The organism is Kitasatospora sp. Xyl93 (assembly GCF_055383135.1).
The window spans coordinates 1,032,069-1,058,169 of the sequence record NZ_AP029185.1; the positions used below are offsets into that span (position 1 = coordinate 1,032,069).

20 protein-coding genes are annotated in these 26,101 nt (G+C 73.9%); 9 read left to right on the forward strand and 11 right to left on the reverse strand.

Translation table 11 applies throughout. From position 1 onward, the window contains the following. Positions 1-20: 20 nt before the first annotated feature. The 4 genes from ACZ5GH_RS04375 to ACZ5GH_RS04390 form a co-directional block, all read right to left on the reverse strand. Positions 21-716 carry a DUF7158 domain-containing protein gene (locus ACZ5GH_RS04375; protein ID WP_464333488.1) on the reverse strand — a complete coding sequence of 232 codons (696 nt, stop codon included), beginning with the start codon at positions 714-716 and terminating at the stop codon, positions 21-23. Continuing rightward, positions 713-4,903, reverse strand: coding sequence for a glycoside hydrolase family 38 N-terminal domain-containing protein (locus ACZ5GH_RS04380; protein WP_464333489.1), 4,191 nt, complete (start codon positions 4,901-4,903; stop codon positions 713-715). The genes ACZ5GH_RS04375 and ACZ5GH_RS04380 overlap by 4 nt, the downstream gene beginning before the upstream one ends. Before the next feature lie 23 nt (positions 4,904-4,926). Then, positions 4,927-7,374, reverse strand: a complete 2,448-nt coding sequence (locus ACZ5GH_RS04385; protein ID WP_464333490.1) for an endo-beta-N-acetylglucosaminidase — start codon at positions 7,372-7,374, stop codon at positions 4,927-4,929. Between the two features lie 253 nt (positions 7,375-7,627). After that, a complete protein-coding gene (locus tag ACZ5GH_RS04390) occupies positions 7,628-8,716 on the reverse strand; it encodes a LacI family DNA-binding transcriptional regulator (RefSeq protein ID WP_464333491.1) in 1,089 nt (362 codons plus the stop codon). Positions 8,717-8,925: 209 nt separating this feature from the next. Here ACZ5GH_RS04390 and ACZ5GH_RS04395 point away from each other — a divergent pair, with 209 nt between their 5' ends. From ACZ5GH_RS04395 to manA, 7 genes are all read left to right on the forward strand, one after another. Beyond that, positions 8,926-10,215, forward strand: a complete 1,290-nt coding sequence (locus ACZ5GH_RS04395; RefSeq protein WP_387747117.1) for an ABC transporter substrate-binding protein — start codon at positions 8,926-8,928, stop codon at positions 10,213-10,215. 110 nt (positions 10,216-10,325) lie between these two features. Continuing rightward, a complete protein-coding gene (locus tag ACZ5GH_RS04400) occupies positions 10,326-11,198 on the forward strand; it encodes a carbohydrate ABC transporter permease (RefSeq protein ID WP_387747114.1) in 873 nt (290 codons plus the stop codon). Between the two features lie 3 nt (positions 11,199-11,201). Then, positions 11,202-12,128 carry a carbohydrate ABC transporter permease gene (locus tag ACZ5GH_RS04405; protein ID WP_464333492.1) on the forward strand — a complete coding sequence of 309 codons (927 nt, stop codon included), beginning with the start codon at positions 11,202-11,204 and terminating at the stop codon, positions 12,126-12,128. Between the two features lie 42 nt (positions 12,129-12,170). Next, positions 12,171-13,457 carry a glycoside hydrolase 5 family protein gene (locus ACZ5GH_RS04410; protein WP_464333493.1) on the forward strand — a complete coding sequence of 429 codons (1,287 nt, stop codon included), beginning with the start codon at positions 12,171-12,173 and terminating at the stop codon, positions 13,455-13,457. A gap of 1 nt (position 13,458) precedes the next feature. Then, entirely contained in the window at positions 13,459-16,500 is a 3,042-nt protein-coding gene (locus ACZ5GH_RS04415) for an alpha-mannosidase (protein WP_464333494.1), read from the forward strand. Between the two features lie 147 nt (positions 16,501-16,647). Continuing rightward, positions 16,648-17,580: an ROK family protein gene (locus tag ACZ5GH_RS04420; protein ID WP_387747102.1), complete on the forward strand. Its 933-nt coding sequence runs from the start codon at positions 16,648-16,650 to the stop codon at positions 17,578-17,580. Between the two features lie 20 nt (positions 17,581-17,600). Continuing rightward, positions 17,601-18,881, forward strand: coding sequence for a mannose-6-phosphate isomerase, class I (gene manA, locus ACZ5GH_RS04425; RefSeq protein WP_464333495.1), 1,281 nt, complete (start codon positions 17,601-17,603; stop codon positions 18,879-18,881). Between the two features lie 97 nt (positions 18,882-18,978). Here the strand turns inward: manA and ACZ5GH_RS04430 are convergent, their stop codons facing one another. The 6 genes from ACZ5GH_RS04430 to ACZ5GH_RS04455 all read right to left on the reverse strand — a co-directional run bounded on the left by ACZ5GH_RS04430 (position 18,979) and on the right by ACZ5GH_RS04455 (position 24,045). Next, a complete protein-coding gene (locus ACZ5GH_RS04430; protein WP_387747097.1) occupies positions 18,979-19,374 on the reverse strand; it encodes a DUF2267 domain-containing protein in 396 nt (131 codons plus the stop codon). A 255-nt stretch (positions 19,375-19,629) separates the two neighbouring features. Then, complete coding sequence (locus ACZ5GH_RS04435) at positions 19,630-20,265, reverse strand: acyl-CoA thioesterase (RefSeq protein ID WP_464333496.1); 636 nt, start codon at positions 20,263-20,265, stop codon at positions 19,630-19,632. Further along, positions 20,262-20,459 (reverse strand): hypothetical protein, encoded by a 198-nt coding sequence (locus ACZ5GH_RS04440; protein ID WP_049657510.1) that lies wholly within the window; start codon positions 20,457-20,459, stop codon positions 20,262-20,264. The genes ACZ5GH_RS04435 and ACZ5GH_RS04440 overlap by 4 nt, the downstream gene beginning before the upstream one ends. Before the next feature lie 371 nt (positions 20,460-20,830). Continuing rightward, positions 20,831-21,793, reverse strand: a complete 963-nt coding sequence (locus ACZ5GH_RS04445; RefSeq protein ID WP_464333497.1) for a DUF6528 family protein — start codon at positions 21,791-21,793, stop codon at positions 20,831-20,833. Positions 21,794-22,051: 258 nt separating this feature from the next. Beyond that, complete coding sequence (locus ACZ5GH_RS04450; protein ID WP_464333498.1) at positions 22,052-23,440, reverse strand: NAD(P)/FAD-dependent oxidoreductase; 1,389 nt, start codon at positions 23,438-23,440, stop codon at positions 22,052-22,054. Between the two features lie 107 nt (positions 23,441-23,547). Next, positions 23,548-24,045 carry a flavoprotein gene (locus tag ACZ5GH_RS04455; RefSeq protein ID WP_464333499.1) on the reverse strand — a complete coding sequence of 166 codons (498 nt, stop codon included), beginning with the start codon at positions 24,043-24,045 and terminating at the stop codon, positions 23,548-23,550. 200 nt (positions 24,046-24,245) lie between these two features. Here ACZ5GH_RS04455 and ACZ5GH_RS04460 point away from each other — a divergent pair, with 200 nt between their 5' ends. Continuing rightward, on the forward strand, positions 24,246-25,139 hold the full coding sequence (locus ACZ5GH_RS04460; protein ID WP_387747082.1) for a LysR family transcriptional regulator: 894 nt from the start codon (positions 24,246-24,248) through the stop codon (positions 25,137-25,139). Between the two features lie 102 nt (positions 25,140-25,241). Then, positions 25,242-25,424 (forward strand): 4-oxalocrotonate tautomerase DmpI, encoded by a 183-nt coding sequence (gene dmpI / locus ACZ5GH_RS04465; protein ID WP_387747079.1) that lies wholly within the window; start codon positions 25,242-25,244, stop codon positions 25,422-25,424. Positions 25,425-25,549: 125 nt separating this feature from the next. Here dmpI and ACZ5GH_RS04470 read toward each other — a convergent pair whose 3' ends face one another. After that, the gene (locus ACZ5GH_RS04470) at positions 25,550-26,032 is read right to left on the reverse strand and encodes a hypothetical protein (RefSeq protein WP_387747076.1); all 483 of its coding nucleotides are present in this window, start codon (positions 26,030-26,032) and stop codon (positions 25,550-25,552) included. Between the last annotated feature and the right edge of the window lie 69 nt (positions 26,033-26,101).

Genomic DNA, 26,101 nt, shown 5'->3' on the forward strand with positions numbered 1-26,101 from the left:
GCCGCCCGGAAGGGGCGTGCTCAGTGGCGGTGATGGTTGTCGGGTTGGGCGGGGTCGCCCGGGTGTTCCAGGCCCTCGACCAGGGTGAGGCGGTGGGCACGGGCGTGGTCGAGCCAGCGGACGAAGGCGGCTCGGCGGGCGGCGTCGCGGAGGGCGGGGGTGGGGTCGGGGGCTTCCGGGGGCGTGGTCGCGGCGAGGAGGGCGGCTGTCCAGGGGCCGGTGGTGACCCACTCGCCCTCCGGTGCCGTGCGGAGGGCTTCGGCGAGGGCCTTCGGAAGGGTTTCGGGGTCGGCTTCCAACTCGCCGTCGGGGAGGGCGATATGCCAGCGTTCCGCGGGCGGCCGGGTGGTCATGGTGCGGTAGTGGGCGACGTCGGTGGGTGAGGGCTCGATGTCGGCCGTCACGGAGTTGTAGACGGCTCGGACGGCCGCACTGCCCTCGTAGGCGGCCGCGGTGATGGAGCCGAGTTCGACGGCGGCTCGTTGGTCGAGGTGGGCGGGCAACGAAGACCCCACGGGCAGGTCGCGTTCGGCGGCCACCGTCTCGCACAACGCCTCGGTCAGCAGGACCTGGGCGACCCACCGGGTGAGCTGGCGGTCCTCCGAACTGCCGGGCTGCGGCAGGGCGGTGGCGCGGGGGCCGTTCCGTAAGGCGGCGAGGCGGTGGTCGAGCGCCGTACGCGGGAAGGGGCGTCCGTCGAGCAGGCCGAGGGTCATGCCTCCACCACCAGGGCGACGGTCGGGGCGTACTGGCAGCGGCCGAACCACATGACCTTCGCCAGTGCCCAGTACGAGCCCGGATCGGTGGACTCGGGGGCGGCGACGGCGAATTCGACCACAGTGGAGGAGCCGGGCGGGACGGTGAAGCCCCGGACGGGGTCGGGGATCGCCTCCCAGGTGCCCCACGGGGAGACCAGCTGCAGCTCGCCGCGGATCTCGCCGCGCGTCCGGTTGGTCAGGGTGAGCGCGAGGGTGGCCCGGCCGCCGGGGGCGAGCCGCAGGGTCTCGGCCGCGACCTCGACGGTCAGGCCGGTGTCGCGGCCGGTGGTGGCCTTGGTGCCCTGGGCGATCGTCCAGTCCTCGGGGGTCTCGCCGGGGACGGGCAGCAGGTCGGGGAGGTCGCCGACGGCGATGGTGACCACGTCCTCGATCTGCTGGCCGTCGTGCTCGATCCGCACCGCCGCGAAGTGGAGCCCGGGCTCGGCGCCGGCCGGCGGGGTGAGGGTCACCGGGAAGCGCAGGTGCCCGTCCGCCTCCAGCCGGTACGGGCGGCTGCCGAGGCTGGTCGCCCATCCCTCGGGCGGCAGCACCACGGCCGTGCCCTCGACCGCCGCGTCCCGCAGCTGGGAGGAGAGGGCGACCGAGAGCGTCACCGGCTCCCCCGTCGTCCGCAGCAGCCCGGGCGAGGCGCCGACCGACACCGGCAGGTAGCCGAGCGGTGCCGGGCCCCGGTTGTGCAGCCAGTAGCGGGCGTGGACGGGTTGGGCGACCTCGGCTGCCGGGCCGAGGTCCGTCGAGCCCGCCGGAGCCGAGACGGCGGGGGTCGCGAGCAGGGTGGCGATCTGCGACCCGGCGAGGTCGAGCCCGGATCCACCCGAAGGAAGCGGCCGTTCCAGCAGGTCGGCGGCCTGGAACGAGCCCAGCCCGAGCGCGCCGCCGAGCCGCGCCGTCCGGCCGAGGCCGGTCGACTCGACCAGGCGGACGGCCAGATCCGGGCCCACCGGCGCCGCCGAGCCGTGCGCAATCGGGTTCCCGGCCGGCTTGAGCGTGCCGAGCAGCACCTCGCGCTGCGGTTCGACCCGCAGCCACGACAGCGTGGCCGGCAGCGGCCCGTCCTGGGCCTCGGCGATCCGGGTGTACAGCGGGTGGTTGAACTCCTGGCCCCGGGCAGGCAGCATCTGCGAGCGCCAGTCGCCGTCCCCGCCGACCAGCGCGTAGCTGAACTCATGCGTCCAGTGCTGGAGCTGGAAGGATGCTCCGTCGGGAAGGGTGCGCCGGGGCGGGTCGATCCAGACCCCCGAGGGCCAGCCGGTGCAGGAGCGCATCAGCGACAGGTGCAGGGCCCCGGTGGTGTCGACGGCGAAGCCGGGCAGGCCGAATGTCAGCAACGCCACAGTGTGGTTGGCCAGTTGGTCGGAGACCGCCGTCGGGCAGACGGCGGTGATCCGGGCGTCGGCCAGGTCCTCGACCAGCGCCGCCACGGCCACCCCGTCGGAGACGACGAGCGCCGGCAGCGCCCGCAGGTCGCGCAGGTCGGCGTCCGGCCGCCAGACCTCGGCGAGCGGCGTCAGCGCCGGCACCCACACCGCGCCGTGCGCCTTCAGGACGGCCGCGTACTCCTCCCCCGCCGTGGATATCAACTCCCGTGCCGCCTCGTTGGCTTCGGGGCCGCCGACGACGATCCGGAAGTCCGGCAGGTTGGAGTCCACGTCCAGCCAGCCGTACCGCGCCCAGTCCGCCCCCGAGGTGGTGGCCGTGACGCCGACCCGGGCGAGCGCGACGACCAGCGGACGGGCGTCGGCGGCGTCGTCCAACGCGGGGACGACGACCTCCGCCACGCCGAGGGCGCGGGAGCCGACGGCCGTCCCGGCGGTGTCGGTGAGCTCGATCCGCGCGGTGGCGCCGAGGCCGAACCAGGTGTTGGCCGGGTTGTCCAGGGTCCACGGCGCCTCCGCCGAGTCGACGTCCGGCATCGCGAAGCCGCGTCCGACGACCGCGCCCGCGACCTCGCTGACCGGCAGGCCACCGGGGACGTCCACCGGGAAGCGCAGTCGCAGCAGCCGGTCGGCGCCGGAGTAGTCCACCACCCGGGTACGGCAGTCGACCCGGTCGAGGCCGCGCCAGAGCGTGACGGTCTGCTCGTACCGGACCGCGTCGACCGTCCCCTCGATCACCAGCCGCTCGCCGAGCGGCCCGGTCTCCCGGCGGACCGACGCCACGCCGTCCCCGGAGCCGACCACCGGGCCGCTGGGCACCAGGTGCCAGGGGCCCTCGCCGAAGTCGGGGTGCTGCGGGTACTCCTCGTACACCCGCAGCTCGTTGCCGATCCGGCCGTCCTGGATCAACTCCCGGTCGTGCCGCAGGTCCCACACCGAACACAGGCCGCCGCCGCGGGCCGGGTCGGCGGTGACGCGGTACCGGTCGCCCTCGATCACGAAGCCGTCGGCGGCCGTCCACGGCTGTTCCGCGGCGCCCTCCACCAGCCGCCAGGTGCGCCAGCCGAGCGCGGGCACGTCGGCGGCCAGGAAGCGCAGCGTCCCCCGGTCGACGGCGCTCGGCACCGCGTCGCCCCGGTCGTCCAGCACCCTCACCGACCTCACGTCGGAAGGGAGTTCGACGGTGACGAGGTCGGTCCGGTCGAAGGAGAGCGGGTTGGTCACCACGATCGCCCGGCCCGGCCCCGCCGTGGAGATCCGCGCCGCCAGGGCGTCCAGCGCGGCGTCCCGGACGCCGGAGGCCAGGTCGTAGGCCTCCCGCCAGCCGCCGAGCAGGTCCAGGTAGACCTGGTCGGACTCGGAGCCGGTGATCGCGTCGTGGTGGGCGCCGTAGGCCAGTTGGCGCCAGACCTTGTCGAGGGCGGCGGCCGGGTAGCGGCCGAGGCCGTGGACGGCGGCGAGGGTGGCGAGCTTCTCGGCGTCCACGGCCGCGACCTCGCCGGCCCGTTGGGCCTGCTTGGTGTCGATGTACGAGACGTCCTTGCCGGTGTACACCGGGTTCATGTCGCGGGTCTGCGGACTGGGCCGGCGTCCGGTGGCGGCGAGTTCGGCGCGCACGGCGTCGAGGAAGTCGCGCGGGACGGCGCAGACGAACCGCGGCCAGAGGTACTTGGCGGCCCAGGAGCGGTGGATCTCGGTGACCCACTTGTTCGGCGGGGTGTAGTCCGTCCCGACCGGCAGCAGCAGGTTCTTCGTCGCGCCCACCGGCTTGAGCTTGCGGTACAGCTCGTAGACGGCCTGTTCGGCGGTGGCGAGGTCGGCGGAGGAGTCCATCCACCAGCCGGCCGAGTAGTGGTGCGGCATGTAGTGGGTGAGCACGCCCTCGCCGCCGGGGGCGATCCACTCGAACTCGCTCGGGAACTGCATCACCCGGGCGTCGTCCTTGGCCTCGCGGAAGTTCTTCTGGATCGGGCCCCACTGGTGGAAGGGGCCGCGCGCCCAGGCGCTGCCGGTCAGGCCGGCCGCGGCGAGGTGGCCGGGGAACTGCGGGTCGTGCCCGAACACGTCGAGCTGCCAGGCGGTCCGCGGGTCGCCGCCGAGGATGTCGCGCTGGTAGCCGATGCCGTGGACGATGTTGCGGATGGTGGTCTCGGCGCCGGTGAGGTTGGTGTTGGGCTCGTTGTAGGTGCCGCCGACGAGTTCGACCTGGCCGCGTTCCAGCAGCTGCCGCAGCGTCTCGCGGCGCTCCGGGTGCTGGTCGAAGTAGGGCTTCAGGTAGTCGACTTCGGCGAGCACGAACTTGTACACCGGGTCCCGCAGGGCGAGGTCCAGGTGGGCGTCGACGAGGGCGAAGCCGTTGCGCTCCCACAGCGGCCGGGTGGTGGCGTCGGCGGAGAGGAGCTCCCACGGGGAGGTGTAGGCGGCCTGGGTGTTCCACCAGACCGGGTCGTAGTGGAAGTGCGAGACCAGGAACATCGTCCAGCCGGGCTCCGCGACGTCGACCACGCCTTCGGCGGCCGCGCCTTCGACGCCGACCACCACGGGCAGCCGGTCGCCGGGCGAGGCCCCGCTGATCTCCAGCGGGACCTCGACCAGCCCCGTGCCGGTCGCCTCGCCGCGGACACCCGGGCCGCTGACGGTGATCCGGGCGGCCGGGCCCTCCAGCCGCACCCGCAGCACTTGGCGCGGGGCGTGCTCGGGGCCGACGAACAGGTCGGTGCTCTCGACGGCGGTGATGGTGACCGGCACGGGGTGCTTCCTTTCCTACGGGGCTACGCGCCCCAGGCCTCGAACTCGTAGATGCGGGCGGCCGGGTCGGTGGTCTGGGTGGGCGTGGTGACCATCAGCCGGACGTAGCGGGCGGTGGTGTTCACCGGGTGGCTCGTCGTGCCGGCCGTGTTGCCGGTGACGTCGGCGACCGTCGTCCAGGGGTCGTTCACGCCCGACCGGACCTGGATGGCGAAGTCGCGGGTGTTGTACGACGCGCTCTCGCCGCCGGCCGCGGCGTGCTTGACCACGAACCTGGACAGCTGCTTCGCCGAACCGAGGTCCACCTCCAGCGTCTTGGCGGCCGTCAGAGCGCACCACTTGTCGCCGTTCCCGCCGCTGACGCTGCCGTTGACGGCCTTGGCCGGGCCCTCGTTGGCGTTGCACTGGCCGGAGGCGGTGGCCGGGCGGTTGAGCGCGAGGTTGCCGGAGGTCGACGGGGTCCCGTTCCAACTCACCGTGGTGGAGGCGGCGGTGGAGCGCCCGTAGGTGGTGGACACCGCCTCGACGTCCAGCGTGGCGGCGCTCTCGGTGCCGGCCCGGTCGAGCCGCCCGACGAAGTAGGCGTCGTTGGGCGTGGCGCCGAGGAAGGTGCGGCTGCCGTCCGGGTTGCGCCGGTACACCTCGTAGTGGTGCACGTTGCCGCCGGCCGCCGCCGTCCAGGACAGCCGCAGGGACTGGCTGGAGCCGGGCGTGACGTCGCTCGCGCCGAGCACGGTGAGGCCGGACGGTGCCGCCGGGGTCTCCACCGAGCCGTCGTAGAGGGCGACTTGGCCGACCCGAAGGTCGTACGCCGGGTCGCTGCCCTCGACCCGCAGGGCGATCTGGGCGACGGTGCGGCCGGCGTACGGGGAGAGGTCGAGGGTGTGCCGCTCCCAGCCGGTACCGGAGTTGGAGCCGACGTCGATCGTGGTGAAGCTGCCCGGCGCGTCGGTGAAGGAGACGGCGGCCTTCAGCCTGGTCGGCCCGGCGGCCGGGGCCTTGACCACCAGGTCCAGCTTGGTGTTCGCGGCGACCGCCAGCCTGGTCTGGTACAGCCGGACGGTGTTGGCGGCGTCCAGCTTTCCGCTCAGCCGCAGCGAGGAGCCGCCCTGGTAGGCGTCGGTGAAGTCGACGGACGGGGTGAGCCTGCTGCCGCTCGACTCGACCACCCAGCGGTAGGTGGGCGGGACGTCCTGGAGCGAGAGGTTGTTCCAGCCGCCGGTGGCGACCCGGGTGCCGGCCGCGTTGTAGAAGTCGCCCTGCCCGGTGTCGAAGTTGGTGACGAAGGGCTTGGCGGTGATCGGCGAGGACTCGGCGACGTAGCCGGCCAGTCCGGGCCAGCTCGCCGAGAGGTCGATCCTGGACGGGTCGTTGGCGGCGCCGACCCAGTAGCGGGCGTCCTTGGCGTAGAAGTCGGCGCGGTCGGCGGCGGACTTCCAGGTCCACTCCGGGCGGTAGAGGCCGAGCGAGGTGGTGTGCGGCCGCCCGGACGGGAAGAGGGTGTTCCAGTCCACCCCGGTGTTGTAGCCGCCGGCCTCGGTGTCGATGCCGGTGTAGAGCTCGTACTCGCTGCGGCCCAGCTGCCGGGCCAGTGTCCGGGAGGAGGCGAGGCCGCTCGCCGACCAGTTGAAGTTCAGGAACATCGAGTCCGAGGTGCGCTTCGAACCGTCTTGCAGGAACGGCGAGTTGGCCGAGGTGAGGGCGTTCTGCCAGTTGACCGAGCCGGAGGTGGTCATCGCGTCGTACCACATGAACTCGGTGCCGCTCTGCGCCTTGGTGTACTGCATCAGGTTGCGCACCTCGGCCGCCAGGGCCGAATCGCCGCCGCCGGTCTCCTGGTTGATGAACCAGCCGTCGAAGCCGTAGTACTGCGCGGCCTGGACGAGCTTGTCGGCGACGGGGTAGCGGCTGCCCGACTTCTGGACGAAGTCGCGGACCCACTGGAGCTGGCCGCCGTACGCGCCGGGCGGGAAGAAGACCGTGCCGTACACCTTGACGCCGTTGCGGTGGGCGGCGTCGATCACGGTCGGGTTGGGGGCCAGGATCAGGCCCTCGCCGGCCGAGCCGCCCCAGAACACCAGCTTGTCGACGTACTGCCAGTAGCCGAAGGCGTAGTAGTTCGGGTCGGCGGAGCCCTGCGAGGGGTTGTTGGAGGTGGGGCCGAAGGAGACCAGCGAGGCGATCTTCCCCTCGCCGCTCCGGGCGTTGGGGTTGGCCCGCAGCGCCGGGTCGCCGGTGCGCGGCTGGAGCGGGACGCGGGAGCGGTTGAAGCGGGCGTCCGGGTCGGTCGCCGGGTCCCAGTTCAGGATGCTGTTGGGGTACCAGTACGAGGCGAAGGGCTGGCTGCCCGTTCCCGCGGCCGACGCGGCGGGTGCCGCGGCCGGTATCGGGTCGGCCCAGGCCGCGGGGGCGGTGGTCAGCGCGGCCGACGCGAGGACGGCGCTGAGCAGCAGAGGGAGGCGTCGTGACATGCGGTGGCTCCGATCGAGCGGAGGAGGGTGGGGGCGGGCCCGCCGTCGCGGACGGGCCCGGCTGCATGCGGGCGTGCCGGTGCTGGATCGAGTGGGGGTCGTACTGCTGCCGCCCTCGGCCGGGAGCCCGGACGGGCATCGGGCTTCCGCGGTGCGCCGGGGGGCGACGGCGGAACGGGGAGCGGATCGGGCAGCGGGAGCCGGGCGTGGTGCGGCGGAGCGCGCCGAGCGGGTCCCGCTCGGCGCTGCGAGGCTAAACCGGTTCAGAACCGCTGTCAACGATGCGCGCAGCAACCACCCCGGCGGGGGAAACGGCCGGGCCGACCGCCCCGGGCGGCGAGGTGGACTCCCGTACGGTCAGCCGCGGCGTGGGCATCTGCAGGTCGCGCCCCGGCCCCGGCTCGTCCAGCGCCGCCAGCAGGCTGCGCGCGACCTGCTCGCCGAGCGCGAAGGTGTCCCGGCTGAGCGCGGTCAGCGGCGGGTGGACGATCCGCGCGAGCACCGAGTCGTCGAAGGAGACGATGGACAGCTCGCCGGGCACCGCGACGCCCATCTCCCCCGCCACGCCGAGGCCCGCGACGGCCATCACGTCGCTGTCGTAGACGATCGCGGTGGGCCGCCGGGCCCGGGACAGCAGCGTCCGGGTGGCGGCCGCGCCCTCCGCGTCGCTGAAGTCGGTGGGCACCGACACCGCCTCCTCCAGCCCCAGCCGGCGCGAGGCGTCGCGCAGCGCGCGGATCCGCCGCTGGGTGTGCTGGAAGTGCGGCAGCCCGGCGAGGTGGGCGATCCGGCGGTGCCCGACGGCGGCCAGGTAGTCCACGATCGACAGCATCGCCTCCCGGTCGTCGGCCCAGATCCGCAGCTGGTTGCCGCCCTTGCCGGGCCCGCCCAGCACCACGGCGGGCAGCCCGAGTTCGTCCAGCACGGGCAGCCGCGGGTCCCTGACCTGGAGGTCGACCACGATGAAGCCGTCCACCCGGTGCTCGGAGGCCCAGCCCCGGTAGACGTCGATCTCGGCGGCGGTGTCCTCCACCACCATCAGGTGCAGCGCGATCGAGCTGGCCGAGAGCACCGCCTGGAGCCCGGACAGCAGTTGGCTGAAGAACGGCTCGACGCCGATGGTGCGGGCCGGTCGGGCGATCACCAGGCCGACGGCGTCGGCCCGGGCTCCGCCGAGGGCCCGCGCGGCGCTGTGCGGGCGCCAGTTCATCTCCTCGGCGACCCGCAGGATCCGGGCCCTGGTCGCCTCGCTCACGCCCGGCCGGCCGTTGAGCGCGAAGGACACCGCGCCCTTGGAGACACCGGCCTGGCGGGCGATGTCGGCGATCGTCGGTCTGCCCACAGAACCCGACTCCTCTCTTGACATCCAAGTTTAGGCGGGAGCATAGTCCCTGGCATAGCTAGACCGGTTTAGTTAGTCAGGTTCCGGAATCCGGCACAACCCCCGTCGTGCACGACCCCCGTCGCGCGACCCGGTTGGGCCGGAACCCGCAGGCACCACCCCCGAAGTGCGCACGATCCCCCACCCACCCCCAGGACCGGGAGACCCTCATGCGAAGAATCTGGGCGGCACTGACCACGACCGCGCTCGCCACCGCCGCGCTCAGCGGCTGCGGGCTCGGTTCCGGCGACGCCAAGGACAGCGACGCGGTGGCGAGTGCGGCCGCCACCGGCGAGGTCAAGGGCAAGGTCTCGCTCCAGACCTGGGCGCTCAAGCCGAAGTTCACCGACTACATGCAGGGCGTGATCGACGGCTTCAAGAAGAAGTACCCCGGCGTCGAGGTCGAGTGGCTCGACCAGCCCGGCGAGGGCTACTCCGACAAGGTGCTCAGCCAGGCCGCCGCCGGCACCCTGCCCGACGTGGTCAACCTCCCGCCGGACTTCGCCTTCCCACTGGCGAAGAAGGACGTCCTGCTGGACGTCGCCAAGGCCGACCCGAAGCTCGGCGAGGAGTACGTCTCCGGCGGCGTGGACGCCTACCGGTTCAACGGCCACCAGGGCACCTTCGGCTACCCGTGGTACCTCAACACCGATGTGAACTACTGGAGTTCGGAACTCCTCACGAAGTTCGGACTGGACCCGCAGAAGCCCCCGACCAGCCTGGACGAGCTGATCGCCCAGGCCCGGGTGATGAAGGAGAAGTCCGGCGGCCAGACCTACCTGATGAGCCGCAAGCCGGGCATCGGCGACCTGTACAACATCGGAGTGAAGATCATGTCCGACGACGGCAGGACCTTCACCTTCAACACCCCCGAGGCCGCCGCGCTGCTCGACAAGTACCGCGACGCCTTCAAGGAGGGCCTGATGCCGAACGGGGTGCTGACCGACACCTACGCCGGCAACTCCAAGCTCTTCAGCTCCGGCACCGCGGCCTGGACCACCGGCGGCGGCAACTTCATCACCAGCCTCGCCACCGACAACCCGACCCTCGCCCCGAAGGTCGTCCCCTCCGCCGCGATGGGCACCCCGCCGCTGTACGTCCAGGGCCTGTCCATCCCGAAGAACACCAAGAACCCGGCCGCCGCCGTGGCGCTCGCCCGCTGGGTGACCAGCCCCGAGAACCAGGCCGCCTTCGCCCACCTGACCAGCGTCTTCCCGTCCACCAAGGCCTCCGCGAACGACCCGTTCTTCAGCAAGGGCGACGGCACCAACGCGGGCGACGCCAAGGTGATCGCCTTCACCTCGCTCGCCAAGGCGAAGCTGATCCAGCCCGTCGAGGTGGACGACGCGATGGCCACCGTCATCAAGCAGCAGTTCGCCCTGGCCATCAGCGGCGAGACCAGCTCCAAGCAGGCGCTGGACACCGCCGTCGAGCAGTGCAACAAGCTGCTCAAGGGCTGACGCCCGACACCCGGGCACCACTCCGCGTACCGGCGCGGGCGGCGGGCCTCCCCCACCCGCCGCCCGCCGGGAGCCACCCGCACCACCTCAGGCCCCAGGAAGGCAACGGCATGACCCACCGGCGTTGGTTCACCCCCTGGCTGCTCGCCGGCCCCGCGATAGTCTGGCTGGCCGTCTTCAACCTCTGGCCGGCCGTCAACACGGTGATCCTCTCCTTCACCAACGCCAAGCCCCTGGGCGGCGGGCAGTTCACCGGCCTGGAGAACTACGGCCGGCTGCTGGACGACGAGCAGCTCGCCGACGCCCTGCTCAACAGCATCGTGTTCATGCTGGTCTGCCTGCCCCTGCTGACCGTCCTGCCGCTGCTGCTCGCCCTGCTGGTGCAGCGCAGGATCCCCGGCATCACCTTCTTCCGCACCGCCTTCTACACCCCGGTGATCGCCTCCGCCGTCGTGGTGGCGCTGATCTGGGGCTGGGTGCTGGACGACCGCGGTCTGGTCAACGGCCTGCTCGGGCAGTCCGGGCTGGCCGACTCCCCGGTCCCCTTCCTGACCGACCGCTGGCTGCTGCTGTTCAGCGCGATCGCCCTGACCGTCTGGAAGGGCCTCGGCTACTACATGGTGATCTACCTGTCCGCCCTCGCCAACGTCCCGCGCGAGCTGCACGAGGCCGCGGCCGTGGACGGCGCCGGCCCGCTGCACCGGTTCCGGCACGTCACCCTGCCCGGGGTGCGCCCGACCATGGTCCTGATCTCCGCGCTGATCTCGGTGAGCTCGCTGCGCGTGTTCTCCGAGCTGTACGTGCTCTCCAACGGCCTGGGCGGCCCGGGCGGCCGGGACATGTCGGTGGTGATGCTGATCCAGATGTACAGCCGCGGCTTCAACGGCCACCTGGGCTACGCCTCGGCGCTCAGCCTGCTGCTGTTCGTCATCACCCTCGGCCCGATGCTGTTCCTGATGCGCCTGAACCGGAAGGCGGCCTGACCCATGACCACCGTCCGCACGAGGGCCGCCGGGCCCGACGACCCGACCGGGCCCGACCGCGCGCCCGGGCCCGTCAAGCCGGCCGGGCCCGCCCGGGGCTTCAACACCCCCTCCACCGCCCAGACCGTCGCCCGCTACCTGCTCCTGGTGCTGGTCCTGCTGCTGGTGATCGGCCCCTTCCTGTGGCAGCTGTCCACCTCGCTCAAGGGCCCCGCCGAGGACGTCTACACCCGCACCCCGAGCTTCCTGCCCGACCAGCCGACCCTGGGCAACTACGGCAAGGTCGCCGACGTCATCCCGGTGTGGACCTACGCGCTCAACTCGGTGATCGTCGCCGCCGTCTGCATCACCGGCAACGTGGTCGGCTGCACCCTGGCCGGCTACGCGCTCGCCCGGCTGCGCTTCCGCGGCGCCAAGCTCGTCCTGGGCCTGTTCCTCGCCACCCTGATCCTGCCAGGCGAGGTCACCATCGTCTCCCAGTACGTGCTGGTGCGCGGCCTCGGCCTGGCCGACACCCTGGCCGGCGTCGCGCTGCCGGGTTCGATCGCGATGCTCAACGTGCTGCTGATGCGCACCGCCTTCGCCGCCGTCCCGGTCGAGCTGGACCAGGCCGCGCTGGTGGACGGCGCCAACGTCTGGCAGCGGCTGTGGCACATCGGCCTGCCGAACGTGCGCGGCATGCTCAGCGTGATCGTGATCTTCACCTTCATCGGTGCCTGGGACGACTTCCTGTGGCCGCTGATCGTGCTCAACGACCCGCAGAAGTACACCCTCACCGTCGGGCTCCAGTACCTCAACGGCACCTTCTCCGCCAACCCCCGGCTGATCGCGGCCGGCACCATGATCGCCTTCCTGCCGATCGTCGTGGTGTTCGCCGTCTGCCAGCGCTTCTTCTTCAAGGGCGTCGAGGAGGGAGCCGTCAAGGGATAGCCCACCGCCCGTACGCCCCGAACCCGTTGAGGAAGATGCCCGATGACCACCGCTCCCCGTTTCGGTGTCAACTACACCCCCAGCGCCGGCTGGTTCCACCACTGGCTCGACTTCGACCTCGACGCCGTGCGCGCCGACTTCGACTCCATCGCCGCCCTCGGCCTGGACCACGTACGGGTCTTCCCGCTCTGGCCGGTCTTCCAGCCCAACCGCACCCTGATCCGCCCGCGCGCCGTCGAGCAGCTGACGGCCCTGGTGGACGCGGCCGGCGAGCGCGGGTTGGACGTCGCGGTGGACGGCCTGCAGGGCCACCTGTCCAGCTTCGACTTCCTGCCGTCCTGGACGCGGACCTGGCACCGGCGCAACATCTTCACCGACCCCGAGGTGCTCGACGGCCAGGCCGCGTACCTGCGCACCCTCGCCGGAGCGCTGCGCGAGCGGCCCAACTTCCTCGGGATGACGCTCGGCAACGAGATCAACCAGTTCTCCGGCGCCCCGCACCCCGACCCCGACCGGGCCACCCCCGCCGAGGCGGAGGCCTGGCTGCGCCGGATGCTCGACGCCTGCGAACAGGGCGCCCCCGGCCGGCTGCACCTGCACGCCTCCTACGACGCGGCCTGGTACCTGGACGAGCACCCGTTCACCCCCTGGCACTCGGCCCGGATCGGCGCCGCGACCGCCGTGCACTCCTGGGTGTTCAACGGCACCGCCCAGCGCTACGGCGCCCACTCCACCGCCACCGCCCAGCACGCCGCGTACCTGGTCGAGCTCTCCAAGGCCTGGGCGGACGACCCGGCCCGCCCGGTCTGGCTGCAGGAGGTCGGCGCGCCCGCCCCGCACATCACGGCGCAGGACGCGGCGCGCTTCACCGGCGCCACGGTGGCGGCCGTACTGGACTGCCCCGACCTGTGGGGCGTGACCTGGTGGTGCTCGCACGACGTGGACCGCTCGCTCGCCGACTTCCCCGAACTGGAGTACAGCCTCGGCCTGTTGACCACCGACCGGACGGTCAAGCCGGCCGGCGCCCGGCTCGCCGAGGCCGCCGCCGAGGCCCGCCGGTCCTGGCAGCCGCCGAAGCCGCGCAGCACCGCCGTGGTGGTCGCCACCGGCGACGAGGTCACCTCGCCGCGGCGCGCGGTCTGCGGCCCCGGCGGTCCGGTGTACGAGGCGTTCATGCGCCTCGCCGAGGACGGCGCCCGGCCGACCGCGGTGCTCGCCGAGCACGCCGAGGACCGCGAGCACCTCGCCGCGCGCGGCATCACCGAGGTGGTCCACCCCTCCGACGTACCCTCCCTCCAACCGTCCCCAGCCCGCAACGGAGCCCGCTGACATGCACGATGACCGCACCCTGGTCGAGTCCCGCCTCAAGCGCGTCCTGGACGAGCGCATCCGCCCGGCCGTCTACCCCGAGTCCGTCCCGCTGGAGGTCGGCATCTGGACGGCGCCCGGCGAGCCCGTCCCGGTCGCCGAGGGCCTGGCCGCCCCGCGCACCCCGATCGCGGTCGGCGACGCCTGGGGCGCGCCCTGGGGCACCAGCTGGATCACCGTGACGGGCACCGTGCCCGAGGCCTGGGCCGGGCGCACCGTCGAGGCGCTGATCGACCTCGGCTTCGACGCCAACATGCCCGGCTTCCAGTGCGAGGGCCTGGTCTACCGCCCGGACGGCTCCCCGGTGAAGGGCCTCAACCCGCAGAACCAGTGGGTGCGGATCGCCGCCCCGGCGGCCGGCGGCGAGCAGGTGCTGCTGCACGTCGAGGCCGCCTCCAACCCGGTCATCCTGGACTACCACCCCTTCCTGCCGACCGAGTTGGGCGACAAGGAGACGGCCGGCGACCAGCCGCAGTACAAGCTGGCCCGGATGGACCTGGCCGTCTTCGACGAGACGGTCTGGCAGCTGGTGCTGGACCTGGAGGTGCTCGGCGAGCTGATGGCCGAGCTGCCGGTGGAGGGCCCCCGCCGCTGGGAGATCCTGCGCGCGGTCGAGCGGGCGCTCGACGCGGTCGACCTCCAGGACGTCAACGGCACGGCCGCGGCCGCCCGTTCGCAGCTGGAAGGGGTGCTGGCCGCGCCCGCCGTGCCGTCCGCGCACCGGATCAGCGCGATCGGCCACGCCCACATCGACTCGGCCTGGCTCTGGCCGCTGCGCGAGACCGTCCGCAAGGTCGCCCGCACCACCGCCAACATGACCGCGCTGCTGGAGGACGAGCCGGAGTTCCGCTACACCATGTCCCAGGCGCAGCAGTTCGCCTGGATCAAGGAGCACCGGCCCGAGGTGTACGCCCGGGTCCGGAAGGCCGTGGCGGAGGGCCGGTTCGTGCCGGTCGGCGGCATGTGGGTCGAGTCCGACACCAACATGCCGAGCTCGGAGGCGATGGCCCGGCAGTTCGTCCACGGCAAGCGGTTCTTCCTGGACGAGTTCGGGGTGGAGAACCACGAGGCGTGGCTGCCGGACACCTTCGGCTTCACCGGCGGCCTGCCGCAGATCATCCGCAACGCGGGCTCCAAGTGGCTGCTGACCCAGAAGATCTCGTGGAGCCAGGTGAACCGGTTCCCGCACCACACCTTCCTCTGGGAGGGCATCGACGGGACCAGGATCTTCACCCACTTCCCGCCGGTGGACACCTACAACTGCTCGATGAAGGGCAGCGAGATCGCCCACGCGGCGAGGAACTTCAAGGACAAGGGCGTCGCCCGGCACTCGCTCGCCCCGACCGGCTGGGGCGACGGCGGCGGCGGCACCACGCGCGAGATGGTCGCCAAGGCGGCCCGGATGAAGGACCTGGAGGGCTCGGCCACCGTCCGCTGGGAGGACCCGGCCGAGTTCTTCGCCAAGGCCGAGGCCGAGTACCCGGACCCGCCGGTCTGGGTCGGCGAGCTCTACCTGGAGCTGCACCGCGCCACCCTGACCAGCCAGGCGAAGACCAAGCAGGGCAACCGGCGCAGCGAGAACCTGCTGCGCGAGGCCGAACTCTGGTGCGCCACCGCCGCGTTGCGCACCGGCGCGGCCTACCCGTACGAGCAGCTGGACCGGATCTGGAAGACCGTGCTGCTGCACCAGTTCCACGACATCCTGCCCGGCTCGTCCATCGCCTGGGTGCACCGCGAGGCCGAGGCGACGTACGCCGCGCTGGCCGCCGAGCTGGAGGGGCTGATCGGCGCGGCCCAGCAGGCGCTGGCCGGGGCCGCCGACGGCGGACGCGAGCTGGTGTTCAACGCGGCGCCGCACACCCGCTCGGCGGTGCCGGCGGGCGGGGCCGCCGTGGTCGCGTCGCCGGGCGCCGGCTGCGAGGCGGTGGAGCGGCCGGAGGGCGGCTTCACCCTGCACAACGGCCTGCTGGAGGTCGTCGTGGACGCGGACGGCCTGATCGCCTCGGTGGTCGACCTCGCGACCGGCCGGGAGACCGTCGCGCCCGGCAGCCGGGCCAACCTGCTCCAGCTGCACCCCGACTTCCCCAACATGTGGGACGCCTGGGACGTGGACCAGTTCTACCGCAACACCGTCACCGACCTGACCGGCGTGGACTCGCTCACCGCCACCTGCTCCCCCGACGCGGCCTCGGTGCGGATCGCCCGCTCCTTCGGCTCCTCCACCGTCGTCCAGACCCTCACCCTGCCGGCCGGCGAGCAGCGACTGGACATCGACACCGAGGTCGACTGGCACGAGACCGAGAAGTTCCTCAAGGCCGCGTTCCCGCTGGACATCCACACCGAGCGCTACGCCGCCGAGACCCAGTTCGGCCACCTCTACCGGCCCACCCACACCAACACCAGCTGGGACGCCGCCAAGTTCGAGGCCTGCAACCACCGCTTCGTCCACCTCGACGAGCCCGGCTGGGGCGTCGCCCTGGTCACCGCCTCCACCTACGGCCACGACGTCACCCGCGCGGTGCGCGCCGACGACGGCGGGACGACCACCACCGTCCGCTTCTCGCTGCTGCGCGCCCCGCGCTTCCCCGACCCGAAGACCGACCAGGGCCTGCACCGCTTCCGGCACGCCCTGGTGCCGGGCGCGGCGATCGGCGACGCCGTCCGCGAGGGCTACCGGATCGGCCTGCCCGAGCGGCGGGTCACCGGCAGCGCCGAGCAGGTCGCTCCGCTGGTGGAGGTGGACGACGACGCCCTGGTGGTGAGCGCCGTCAAGCTCGCCGACGACCGCAGCGGGGACCTGATCGTCCGGGTCTACGAGGCCGGCGGCGGCCGCGTCCGGGGGCGGCTGACCACCTCCTTCCCGTTGGCCGGTGCCGTCCCCTGCGACCTGCTGGAGCGGCCCTGGGACGGCACCCGGGGGGAGGTCGCGGTCGAGGACGGCGCGGTGCGGCTCGCGCTGCGGCCGTTCGAGCTGGTCACGCTGCGGCTCAGCGCGGCCCGCTGAGCGGCTGGACCACTGAGCCCATTGAGCCGCTGGACCACTGAGCCGCTGGGCCACGGGTCCGTCGGTCCGCTGGTCCACGTACGCTGTTCGGCGCCTCGGCCGCCTCGGCCGGGGCGCCGCCCCCATCGACCGCTTCTGGAGCCCACCGTGCCCGTCACCCCGCTGTTCGCCGCCGTCGACGTCGGCGGTACCAAGATCGCCGGGGCGCTGGTCGACACCGACGGACGGCTGCGGCACCGGCTCCAGCTGCCCACCCCTGCCGCCGAGCCGGGCGCGGCCGTGCTCGCCGTGGTGCACCGGGTGCTGGAACGGCTCGCCGCTACGGCCGACTGGGCCGCCGTGACGGCCGTCGGGATCGGCAGCGCCGGCCCGGTCGACCTCACCGACGGCACCGTCAGCCCGGTCAACATCCCCGGCTGGCGCGGCTTCCCGCTGGTCGCCGAGGTCGCCGCGCACCCGGCGGTGGCGGCCCGCGCGCTGCCCGTCCACCTCGCCGGGGACGGCGTGGCGATGGCCGCCGCCGAGCACTGGCAGGGCGCGGCCCGGGGCGCCGCCAACGCGCTCTGCCTGGTGGTGTCGACCGGCGTCGGCGCCGGGCTGGTGCTCGACGGCGTGGTGCGCCCCGGCCCCAGCGGCAACGCCGGCCACCTCGGCCACATCACCGTCGACCTGGACGGCGAGCCCTGCCCGTGCGGCTCGCGCGGCTGCCTGGAAGGCCTCGCCAGCGGCACCGCGATCGCCCGCCGCGCACTCGCCGAGGGCTGGCGGCCCGTGGACGGCGACCGGACGGCCCGCGCCGTCGCCGCCTCCGCCGCCGCGGGCGACCCGGTCGCGCTCGCCTCCTTCGACCGCGCCGCCCAGGCGCTGGCCGCCGGGATCGCCGCCACGGCCGCCCTGGTGGACCTCTCCCGGGTGGTGATCGGCGGCGGCGTGGCCGCGGCCGGGGACGTGCTGCTCACCCCGCTCGCCCGCCACCTGGACCGCTACGCCGCCCTCTCGTACATCCGCGGCCTGGACGTGCGCCGCGCCGAACTCGGCACCGACGCCGGGCTGATCGGCGCGGCCGCGCTCTGCCGCTGACCCTCCCCGGAGCCACCCGCATGCCGCCCGTCCTCCCGCCGTTCGCCCTCCCCCCGTTCGCCCTCCTGCGCAATCCCGTCCGCCGCTACGCCTGGGGGTCGGCCACCGCCATCCCCGCGCTCACCGGCACCGCGCCCGACGGCACCCCGCAGGCCGAACTCTGGCTGGGCGCCCACCCCTCGGCGCCGTCCCTGCTGACCGTCGACGGCCGCGGCGGCGAGGGCGGACCGCGGCCGCTGGACGGGCTGATCGACGCCGACCCGGACGGCTGGCTCGGGCCGGACACCGTACGGCGGTTCGGCCCGGCGCTGCCGTTCCTGTTCAAGGTGCTGGCCGCCGAGCGGGCGCTCTCGCTCCAGGTCCACCCCACCCGGGCCCAGGCCGAGGCCGGGTACGCGGCGGAGCAGGCCCGCGGCATCCCGCTGGACGCGCCGGAGCGGGTCTTCAAGGACCGCGAGCACAAGCCCGAACTCATCTGCGCCCTCGGCGACTTCGAGGCACTGTGCGGCTTCCGCCCGACCGCCGGCACCGCCCGGCTGCTGGACGCGCTCGACGTGCTCCCCGACTGGGCCGCCGCCCTGCGCACCCGGCCCGCCGAGGCGGTGCTGCCCGGGCTGCTGCGCTCCGGGCTGAACGCCTCCGACGACGAACTCGCCGCCGTCACCGGGGCGTTGCGCCGCACGGCAGCCGCCGGCGGGCCGTACGCCGCGAGCTGCGCCGCGTACGCCCGGCTCGCCGAGGAGTACCCCGGCGACCGGGGGCTGCTCGCCGCGCTGCTGCTCAACCACGTCCGGCTCACCGCCGGGCAGGCGCTGTACCTGGACGCCGGGGTGCCGCACGCCTATCTGCGGGGCGTGGGCGTGGAGTTGATGGCCAACTCGGACAACGTGCTGCGTTGCGGGCTCACCCCCAAGCACGTCGACGTGGACGGCCTGCTGGCGGTCACGTCCTTCCGCCCCCAGGAGCCCGAGGTGCTCCTGCCGCGCCCGCTCGGGAGCGGCTCCGGCGACGGCTTCGGAACCGGCACCGGCACCGGCACCGAAAATGGAACCGAGGAGCGGTTCCCCTCACCCGCCGAGGAGTTCGGCCTCTCCCGGCTGCGCCCCGGCGCCGCCGCCGTCCGGGTCGACCTCCCCACCCCGCAGATCCTGCTCTGCGTCTCCGGCCGGGCCCGGCTGCGGGCGCCCGGTGGCGCCGAACTCCCGCTCCCCGCGGGCGCGTCGGCCTATCTGCGTCCGGGCGCCGGGCCGGTCGAGCTGACCGGCCCGGGCACGGAGCTGTTCCGGGCCACCACGGGGTAGACGGCCGCCACGCGGTCACGGCCGCCCCGGGATCGCGGCCGCCCCGGAGCCGCCGGCGCGGCTCCGGGGGCACGGGCGGCTCCCGGCGTGGGCGGGTTCAGGCCCGGGCGGGATGGCCGAACAACAGGTCGTAGCCCTCCGGGAGTTGCTCGATCACCCGGTCCACCAGTACCCCCGGGACCAGGTCGGCGACGGTGCTGAGCACGGCCCCGATGTCCCACTGCGCCGTCGCCGGGGTGGCCCCGTCGATCCACCCCACCACGGCCTCCACGAAGCGCTCGGCGGTCAGCGGCTCGGCCGCGGGCGCGGCGTCGCGCAGCAGCGACGCGTAGGTGACGGGCAGCGCGTCGGCGAGTTCGTTCCGTTCGGAGCCCACCAGGTGCTCGCCGAGCAGGGCGAGCACGACCCGGACGGCGTGGTCCGCCTCGGCCTCGCCCCGGTACTCGCCGCGCTCCACGACGCGGGCGAGGAAGTCCTCCCAGGAGATGGTCATCGCATCCTCCTTCCGGTCGGCGGCGCCGGCCGGACCGACGGCGGCCTGCTCGCCCGGAGCCGGGAGGGGAGTCGCAGCCCGTGACCGCCGCGGGACGTACCGGTGCCCGTGCTGCTCAGGGTAACTCGCCCCGGCGCCTCCGGAACCGGCCTGCCGCCACGGAACGCGGGACCGTACGGCCCGCCCGCCCCCGGGGTTCGGCCGGGCGGACCGACGCCGTCGTCGATCACGCCACCGGCCGCCCGCGCCGGCGGTTCAGCCCGCCGAGGCGTGGCACCGCCTGCGCGGCCGCCGGGCCGGCAGCAGCCCACCGGTGGCCGCACCGGCCGGTACGCGCTGCGCCGGGGCCGTCGCGCTCACCGGCGCCGCGGCCGGCGTCACCGGCGTCCCCGTCGGCACGGTGGTCGCCGTGGTCACGGTCGTCGCCGCGGTCACCGTCGTGGCCGCCAGGGCGGCTTGGGCGCGGGCCCCGTCCGTCATAAACGCCGAGAGAAAGACCCGCTCGGCCGGGCTGAGCGGCCGCGAGCGGCCGGATTCGCGGTCCCGCGCGACCACCACGGTCCGCGCCCGCATATAGGTCAGCCGATCCCGGCAGACATTCACCTCGACCTGCGCGGAACTCCGTCCGAGCCGCTCCACGGTGAGCCGCACCGCCAACGGCTCCGGCCGGTGGTGCAACTGCTCCAGGTAGTCGATCTCGTGCCGCGCGATAATGAATCCGGACGGGAACAGCGACTCCCGCACGGCGGTTTCGTGGTGGCAGAACAGGTCGTAAATCCCCTCCTGGATGTAGCCGACCAGGCGGGCGTTGTTGATGTGCCCGTTCTCGTCGACGTCGCTCCACCGGGTGGGGCAGGACAGCACGTGCACGCCCGGCTGGACCGCGCTCACTGCCGGGTCAGCCCGGCACCGGCGGGGAGCAGCGCACGCTGCAACCTGGCGTAGTAGCCGGAGTGTTCGGCCGCCATCCGGGCCGCGGTCCACCCCTCCTCGGCCGCCTCGGCGGCGGCCTGGACGACCAGACTGTCGAGCACGGCGTCGACCGCGCGGCACAGGTCGTGAACGGCCGCGAGCCGCTCGGTCACATCCGCCCCGCTCCCCGCGTTCCGGGACGGGAAGGCTGCCAGAGATTCCATCGCGAGCTGAAGGTCGTCAACTCCATCCGGCCGGTTTTCCACAGGGAAATTCCGCATGTTTTTCTCCATGACTCATTCGGCCTCTACGGCCCAGTAGCTGGCGTTCGAATACACCGGATCGGTGTCGACCCCCCGACCCCACGACGCTATCCCAGCCGACCGGGGTCGACGGATGGTTTGCGGACCGCGACGGAAAACTGACCTCCATCGGAGTAGTTTGTCGGTGTACACAATATGCCCCATCAGCCGAATGCCGTCCGCAATTCGGGTGGTATCTCCGACGCGCGCCCCGAGATCGACCCCTCACGGTCCAGAATCTGCTACCGGACACTCCACCACCTCGCCTTGTAGAGGTGCGTGCCGCGCAGCACCCGCGTCCCCTCCGGCCGGTGCAGGGTGATCACCGAGGTGCACCAGTCGCACGGGGCCGTGTGGTCGGGCGCCACCGTGAGCAGCCGGCCGGTGCCGGGCTCGTCACCGACGCTCTTGAGGTCCCGCTCGGCCGCCGGATCCGCCAGGTGCACGGCGGTGAACCGGTCGGCCGCCGGGTCGTAGCGCCACAGGCCGGCCGACGTGGTCACCCAGAACCGTCCGGGGGACGCCGACACGGCCGCCAGGTCGTGCCCGCCGGGCGCCGGCAGCGGGGTGTTGCGCACCGCGGCGAGGGTCGGCGCGGCCGGGGTGCCGCCGACCCGCAGCGCGGTCAGCGACGTGTCGCCGAGCACCAGGAGCAGGCCGGTCCGGGCGTCCCGGTGCACCCCGTGCGCGCCGGGCAGCGGGAACTCCGCGTACGCCGCGGCCCGCGGGCCCTGCGAGGCCGCGTACAGCCGCACCCAGCCGCCGCTGCTCGCCGCCACGGCCACGTTGCCGTCCGGCAGCAGCTCGATGCTGTGCGGATTGGCGGCCGCCCCCAGGTCCGCGGCCCAGTGGACGCGGCCGGTGGCCGTCTCCACGACCGCGGCCAGCCCGCCGGAGGCGGTGGTCAGCAGGTAGCGACGGCCCTGCCGGACCCGGGACTTCGCCTCGTCCGGACCGGTCCAGCTGCGCGCGGGTGCCAGATCCGCCAACTCCGGTGCCCGGTCGGCACTCCAGGCCCAGGCCACCGGCAGCCAGTCCGGGCCCCGGTAGGCCATCAGCTCCTCGGCGCTCTGCAACACCAGCACGCTGCGCGAGGCCTGGTCCACGACCGCCACCTGCCGGCCCGGCGACCCGGCCCACGCGCCGTTCCCGGGCGCGCAGAGCAGCAGGGCGACCGCGAGGGCCGGCGGCGTTCTCCTCAGCACGCCTTCACCGTCGGTGCTGCGGGCCGACTCCGCTCGGCGGCACGTCCGAACGGACGATCGACACCGCGGGGGCGGGACGGCGACTCCAAGGGTCCGCCTCGTCCACTGTCGGGCGCGCCGGTCCGTCGACCACGCTCCTTCCGCCCTGCGGACGTTCGACGCCGACGGCTCGGACCCGGCGGTTCGACGGCCATCGGCTCAGCACCCGGCAACTCGGCGCCCGGCGGCTCAACGCCCAGCGGCTCGGCACCCAGCGGCTCAGCGCCCGGCAACGAGGTCCGCGACCCGGGCGATCGGCGAGGTGGTGGCCCGGCCCGCCGCCTCCTGCCGGTCGGCGGCGTGGTACGCGGCGTACATCGCGTGCACGCCCAGCCAGCGCAGCGGCTCCGGCTCCCAGCGCCGCACGGTGTGGCCCACCCAGGGCAGCCGGGTCAACTCGGTGTCCCGGCCGAGCACCAGGTCCCGCAGGGTCCGGCCGGCCAGGTTGCTGGTGGTCACCCCGCTGCCGACGTACCCGCCCGCCCAGCCGAGCCCGCTCACCCGGTCCAGCTCGACGGTGGCGCACCAGTCCCGGGGGACGCCGAGCACGCCCGCCCAGGCGTGGTCGATCCGGGCCTGCGCGGCCCCAGGGAAGAAGCGGTCGAGAATCCGGCGCAGCCGGCGCACCGTCTCCACCTGGGTGCCGCCGTCCGAGTCCGTCCGCGAACCGAACCGGTAGGGCACGCCGCGACCGCCGAGCGCGATCCGGTCGTCGGCGGTGCGCTGGGCGTACATGTAGGCGTGCGCGAAGTCGCCCAGCACCTCCCGGCCCTCCCAGCCGGCCTCGGCCCAGAACCCGGCGGGCAGCGGCTCGGTGGCGACCATCGCCGAGTTCATCGGCAGCCAGGTCCGCCGCTCGCCGCGCAGCCCGGCGGTGAACCCCTCGGTGGCGCGCAGCACTTGGTCGGCGGTGACGGTGCCGTGCGGGGTGACGGCGCGGGGCTTGCGGTAGCCGGAGCCGGGCAGGATGGCGGTCACCGCCGTCCCCTCGTACACCTCGATGCCCGACTCGCGCACGGTGCGGGCGAGTCCGCGGACGAGCTTGGCGGGCTGGATGCGGGCGCCGTACCGGGTCCAGCAGCCGCCGAGGGTGCCGGCGACGTTGATCCGGTCCCCCGCCTCCTTCGCGCCGAGCAGCTCGACGCGGCCTTCGCCGTAGGCCCGCTCACCCTCGACGTGGGCCCGCAGGCGTTCCAACTGCGGTCTGCTGCGGGCGACTTCGAGTACCCCGCCGCGGACGACGTCCGCCTCGATCCGCTCCGCCTCCGTGACGTCGACGACCTCCCCGACCGCCTCGTCCATCAGCCGCTGCATCGCGGCCGCGCGCCGCAGCCCGTACGTCCTCGCGAACGCGCCGCGCCCGGCGAAGCCGTTGTACAGCCAGCCGCCGTTGCGCCCGGAGGCGCCGTAGCCGCAGAAGCGCTGTTCGAGGACGGCGATCCGGAGGCCGGGGTCGGCCTTCTTCAGGTAGTAGGCGGTCCAGAGGCCGGTGTACCCGCCGCCGACGACGCACACGTCGACGTCCCGGTCCCCCGGCAGCCCGGGCCCCGCCCCGGGCACCCCGTCCGCCGCGTACCAGAACGACACCCCGCCGTTGACCGCCGCCACCGGAAACCTCCCACACCCTCGCCGACCTGCCCGGACGCTACCTCCGGAGGTCCGGCGGCGGCCACCCCTCACACTGCCGGGATCCGCGTGCCGCACCAGCCACCCTGTCAGTCCCGCAGCAGCTCCAGGGCCCGCGTCCAGTCGTACGAGCCCGGCGCGGAGTCCGCGATCCGCACCCCCATCCGGCGCAGCTTCGCCAGGCTCTCCGCGTACGCCGGGTGCGCCGACTGCGCCGCGCTCAGGCAGGGCTGCACGGCGACGGGGACGCCCCAGCCGTACGACTCGCAGAGGATGCCGAGGGCGAGGGTGTCGGAGATGCCCAGGGCCCACTTGTTGATCGAGTTGAAGGTGGCCGGGGACACCACGATCGCGTCCGGGTCCGGCAGCGGCCGGGGCTCGCCCGGCCTGCGCCAGGCCGAACGGATCGGATACCCGGTCTGCGCGACGATCGCCCCGGCGTCGATCATCGGCATCGCATGGGGCGTCGCCACCACCCCCACGTCCCACCCCTGCCCCTGCGCCGCCGCGATCAGCTCCCCCACCCCGCCCGCGACCCCCGCCGCGCACACCACCACGTACAGCACCGGCTTCTTCGCCTCGGACACCCTCGGACTCCCCACTCCCGGCCCACCTGCGGACCCCAGAACAGTAAGCCGTCCGCCTGGTCCGCTCCCTGGCACCCGGCCCCGGCTCCGGGCGGGGCGCCCGCGGGGCGGGGCGGCGCGGGGCGGGGCGGCGCGGGGCGGCCTGCCCCGGCCTGGGACGATGGGGGCATCGAGGGCGGCCGATCGAGCAGGGGGACCGCATGGAGCTACGGCAGCTGCGCTGCTTCGTGGCCGTCGCCGAGGAACTGCACTTCGGACGGGCCGCCGAGCGGCTGCTGCTCGGGCAGCCCGCGGTGAGTCAGCAGGTCCGGCGGCTGGAACGGGAGTTGAGGGTCGAGCTGTTCGACCGGTCGCCCCGGTACGTCCGGTTGACCCCGGCCGGCGAGCGCTTCCTGGGCGCGGCCAGGGACGTGCTGGCCGCCGAGGCCGCCGCCCGGGCCGTGGCCGCCGACCTGGCCGCGCCCGCCACGCTCCGGCTCGGCACCGTCACCGGGCTCGGTGAACGGCTCGACCTGATCCTGGACACCTACCAGCGGCGGGCGCCCGAGGTGCGCGTCGAGCTGCGGGACGCCCCGGTGCGGGAGCGGCTGGCCCGCGTGGCGGACGGCCGCCTCGACGCCGCGTTCGTCCGGGGCGCGATCGCCGAGGACAGCCCGGAGCTCCGGTTCCTGCCCGTCTGGCAGGACGAGCTGGTGCTGGCGCTGCCCGGCCGGCACCCCCTCGCCGACCAGTCCGAGGTCGACCTCACGGAACTCGCCGACCTGCCGCTCCGGTTGACCGAACGGCGCAACCATCCGGCGCTGGTGGACCTGGTGATGGACGCCTGCGCGAGGGCCGGCTTCGAGCCGACCCTCGGCCCGCCGCACGGCTCGCTCCAGGACACCCTGGCGTCGATCGGCACCGGCACGCCGATGTGGACGGTGGTGTACGCCGCCAACGCCCGGATGGTGAACGCCCGCCGGATCGCCTTCCGCCCCTGCCGGACCCGGCTGGCCCTGCCGACCTCGATCGCCGTACGGCGTTCCAGCCCGCTCCCGCGGCTGCTCCTGGAAGCCTGCCGATCGGCGGTGACCTGGGACGATCAGGGTTCGTGATCGCTGCCAGAGCGATTCCGGTCTGGGTGCGGCGGGCCCGCCCGGGGTGGACTGTTCCCAGCCGGAGATCCCGGCGGAACACCACCCGGTCAGGAGCCGAGGATGCCGATCGTCACCATTCAGCAGGGCCCGCGCGAGGTCGAGCAGAAGCGCGAGCTGGTCAAGCGGGTCACCGAGGCCTTCGTGGAGGCGCTGGAGGTTCCCGCCGAGAGCGTGTACGTGTGGATCCAGGAGTACCCGGCGGAGAACTGGGGCGCGGCCGGCAAGCTCGTCGCGGACCGGTAGCCCGCCCGGTCGGCAGGCGCCGGCACCGGCCCCCGCCCCGTCCTCGCCGGCACCGGTCCCGCCCCCGCCGCACAGGAAGTCGGGTAGGCCGACTTCCTGTGCGGCGGGTGCTTTCCCGGACCCGCTCAGGGGGCCGCGTAGCGCGTGACACCGGTGATCCGGCAGTTGACCTTGCCGGACACCTGCGCCGCCCCCGGGGCCTTCTGCACGGCGGCCTGGCTGGGGGCGAGGTTGTTGGTCGCGGCGGCGCCCTCGGCGATGCGGGTGCCCGAGGCGTCGGTGAACTCCAGTTGCACGATGTAGTTGCTGCTCTTGCTGCTGTGGTTGGTGATCCTGACCTCGGCCTCGGGCATCTTCAGCAGGTCGTTGACCGTGCACTTGGTGATCTCGGCGTCCTTGGCGGCGTCGCCACCACCGGCGGGGGCCGCGGCCGGCGGGGCGGCCGCGGGAGCAGTGTCGCCCGCCGCGGGTGCCGCCGGGGCGCCGGCGGTGGTCGCGGCGACAGCGGGGGCGGTGCTCCCGCTGCTGGTGGAGGTGCTGGGATCGCATGCTGCCAGACCGAGAACGGTGGCGCCGGCGGCGAGCAGGGTGAGGGCGGTGCGACGCATGGGTTCCTCTGGGACGTGGTGCGGTTGGTTGGAGCGACCGTAGCGATGCGCACCGTCGAGCGGGGATCC

Coding starts and splice junctions, on each gene's coding strand:
- ACZ5GH_RS04410 (WP_464333493.1), top strand. CDS start 12,171: ATGACCACCGCTCCCCGTTTCGGTGTCAACTACACCCCCAGCGCCGGC.
- ACZ5GH_RS04470 (WP_387747076.1), bottom strand. CDS start 26,032: ATGCGTCGCACCGCCCTCACCCTGCTCGCCGCCGGCGCCACCGTTCTC.
- ACZ5GH_RS04415 (WP_464333494.1), top strand. CDS start 13,459: ATGCACGATGACCGCACCCTGGTCGAGTCCCGCCTCAAGCGCGTCCTG.
- dmpI (WP_387747079.1), top strand. CDS start 25,242: ATGCCGATCGTCACCATTCAGCAGGGCCCGCGCGAGGTCGAGCAGAAG.
- ACZ5GH_RS04430 (WP_387747097.1), bottom strand. CDS start 19,374: ATGACCATCTCCTGGGAGGACTTCCTCGCCCGCGTCGTGGAGCGCGGC.
- ACZ5GH_RS04375 (WP_464333488.1), bottom strand. CDS start 716: ATGACCCTCGGCCTGCTCGACGGACGCCCCTTCCCGCGTACGGCGCTC.
- ACZ5GH_RS04385 (WP_464333490.1), bottom strand. CDS start 7,374: ATGTCACGACGCCTCCCTCTGCTGCTCAGCGCCGTCCTCGCGTCGGCC.
- ACZ5GH_RS04405 (WP_464333492.1), top strand. CDS start 11,202: ATGACCACCGTCCGCACGAGGGCCGCCGGGCCCGACGACCCGACCGGG.
- manA (WP_464333495.1), top strand. CDS start 17,601: ATGCCGCCCGTCCTCCCGCCGTTCGCCCTCCCCCCGTTCGCCCTCCTG.
- ACZ5GH_RS04460 (WP_387747082.1), top strand. CDS start 24,246: ATGGAGCTACGGCAGCTGCGCTGCTTCGTGGCCGTCGCCGAGGAACTG.
- ACZ5GH_RS04400 (WP_387747114.1), top strand. CDS start 10,326: ATGACCCACCGGCGTTGGTTCACCCCCTGGCTGCTCGCCGGCCCCGCG.
- ACZ5GH_RS04395 (WP_387747117.1), top strand. CDS start 8,926: ATGCGAAGAATCTGGGCGGCACTGACCACGACCGCGCTCGCCACCGCC.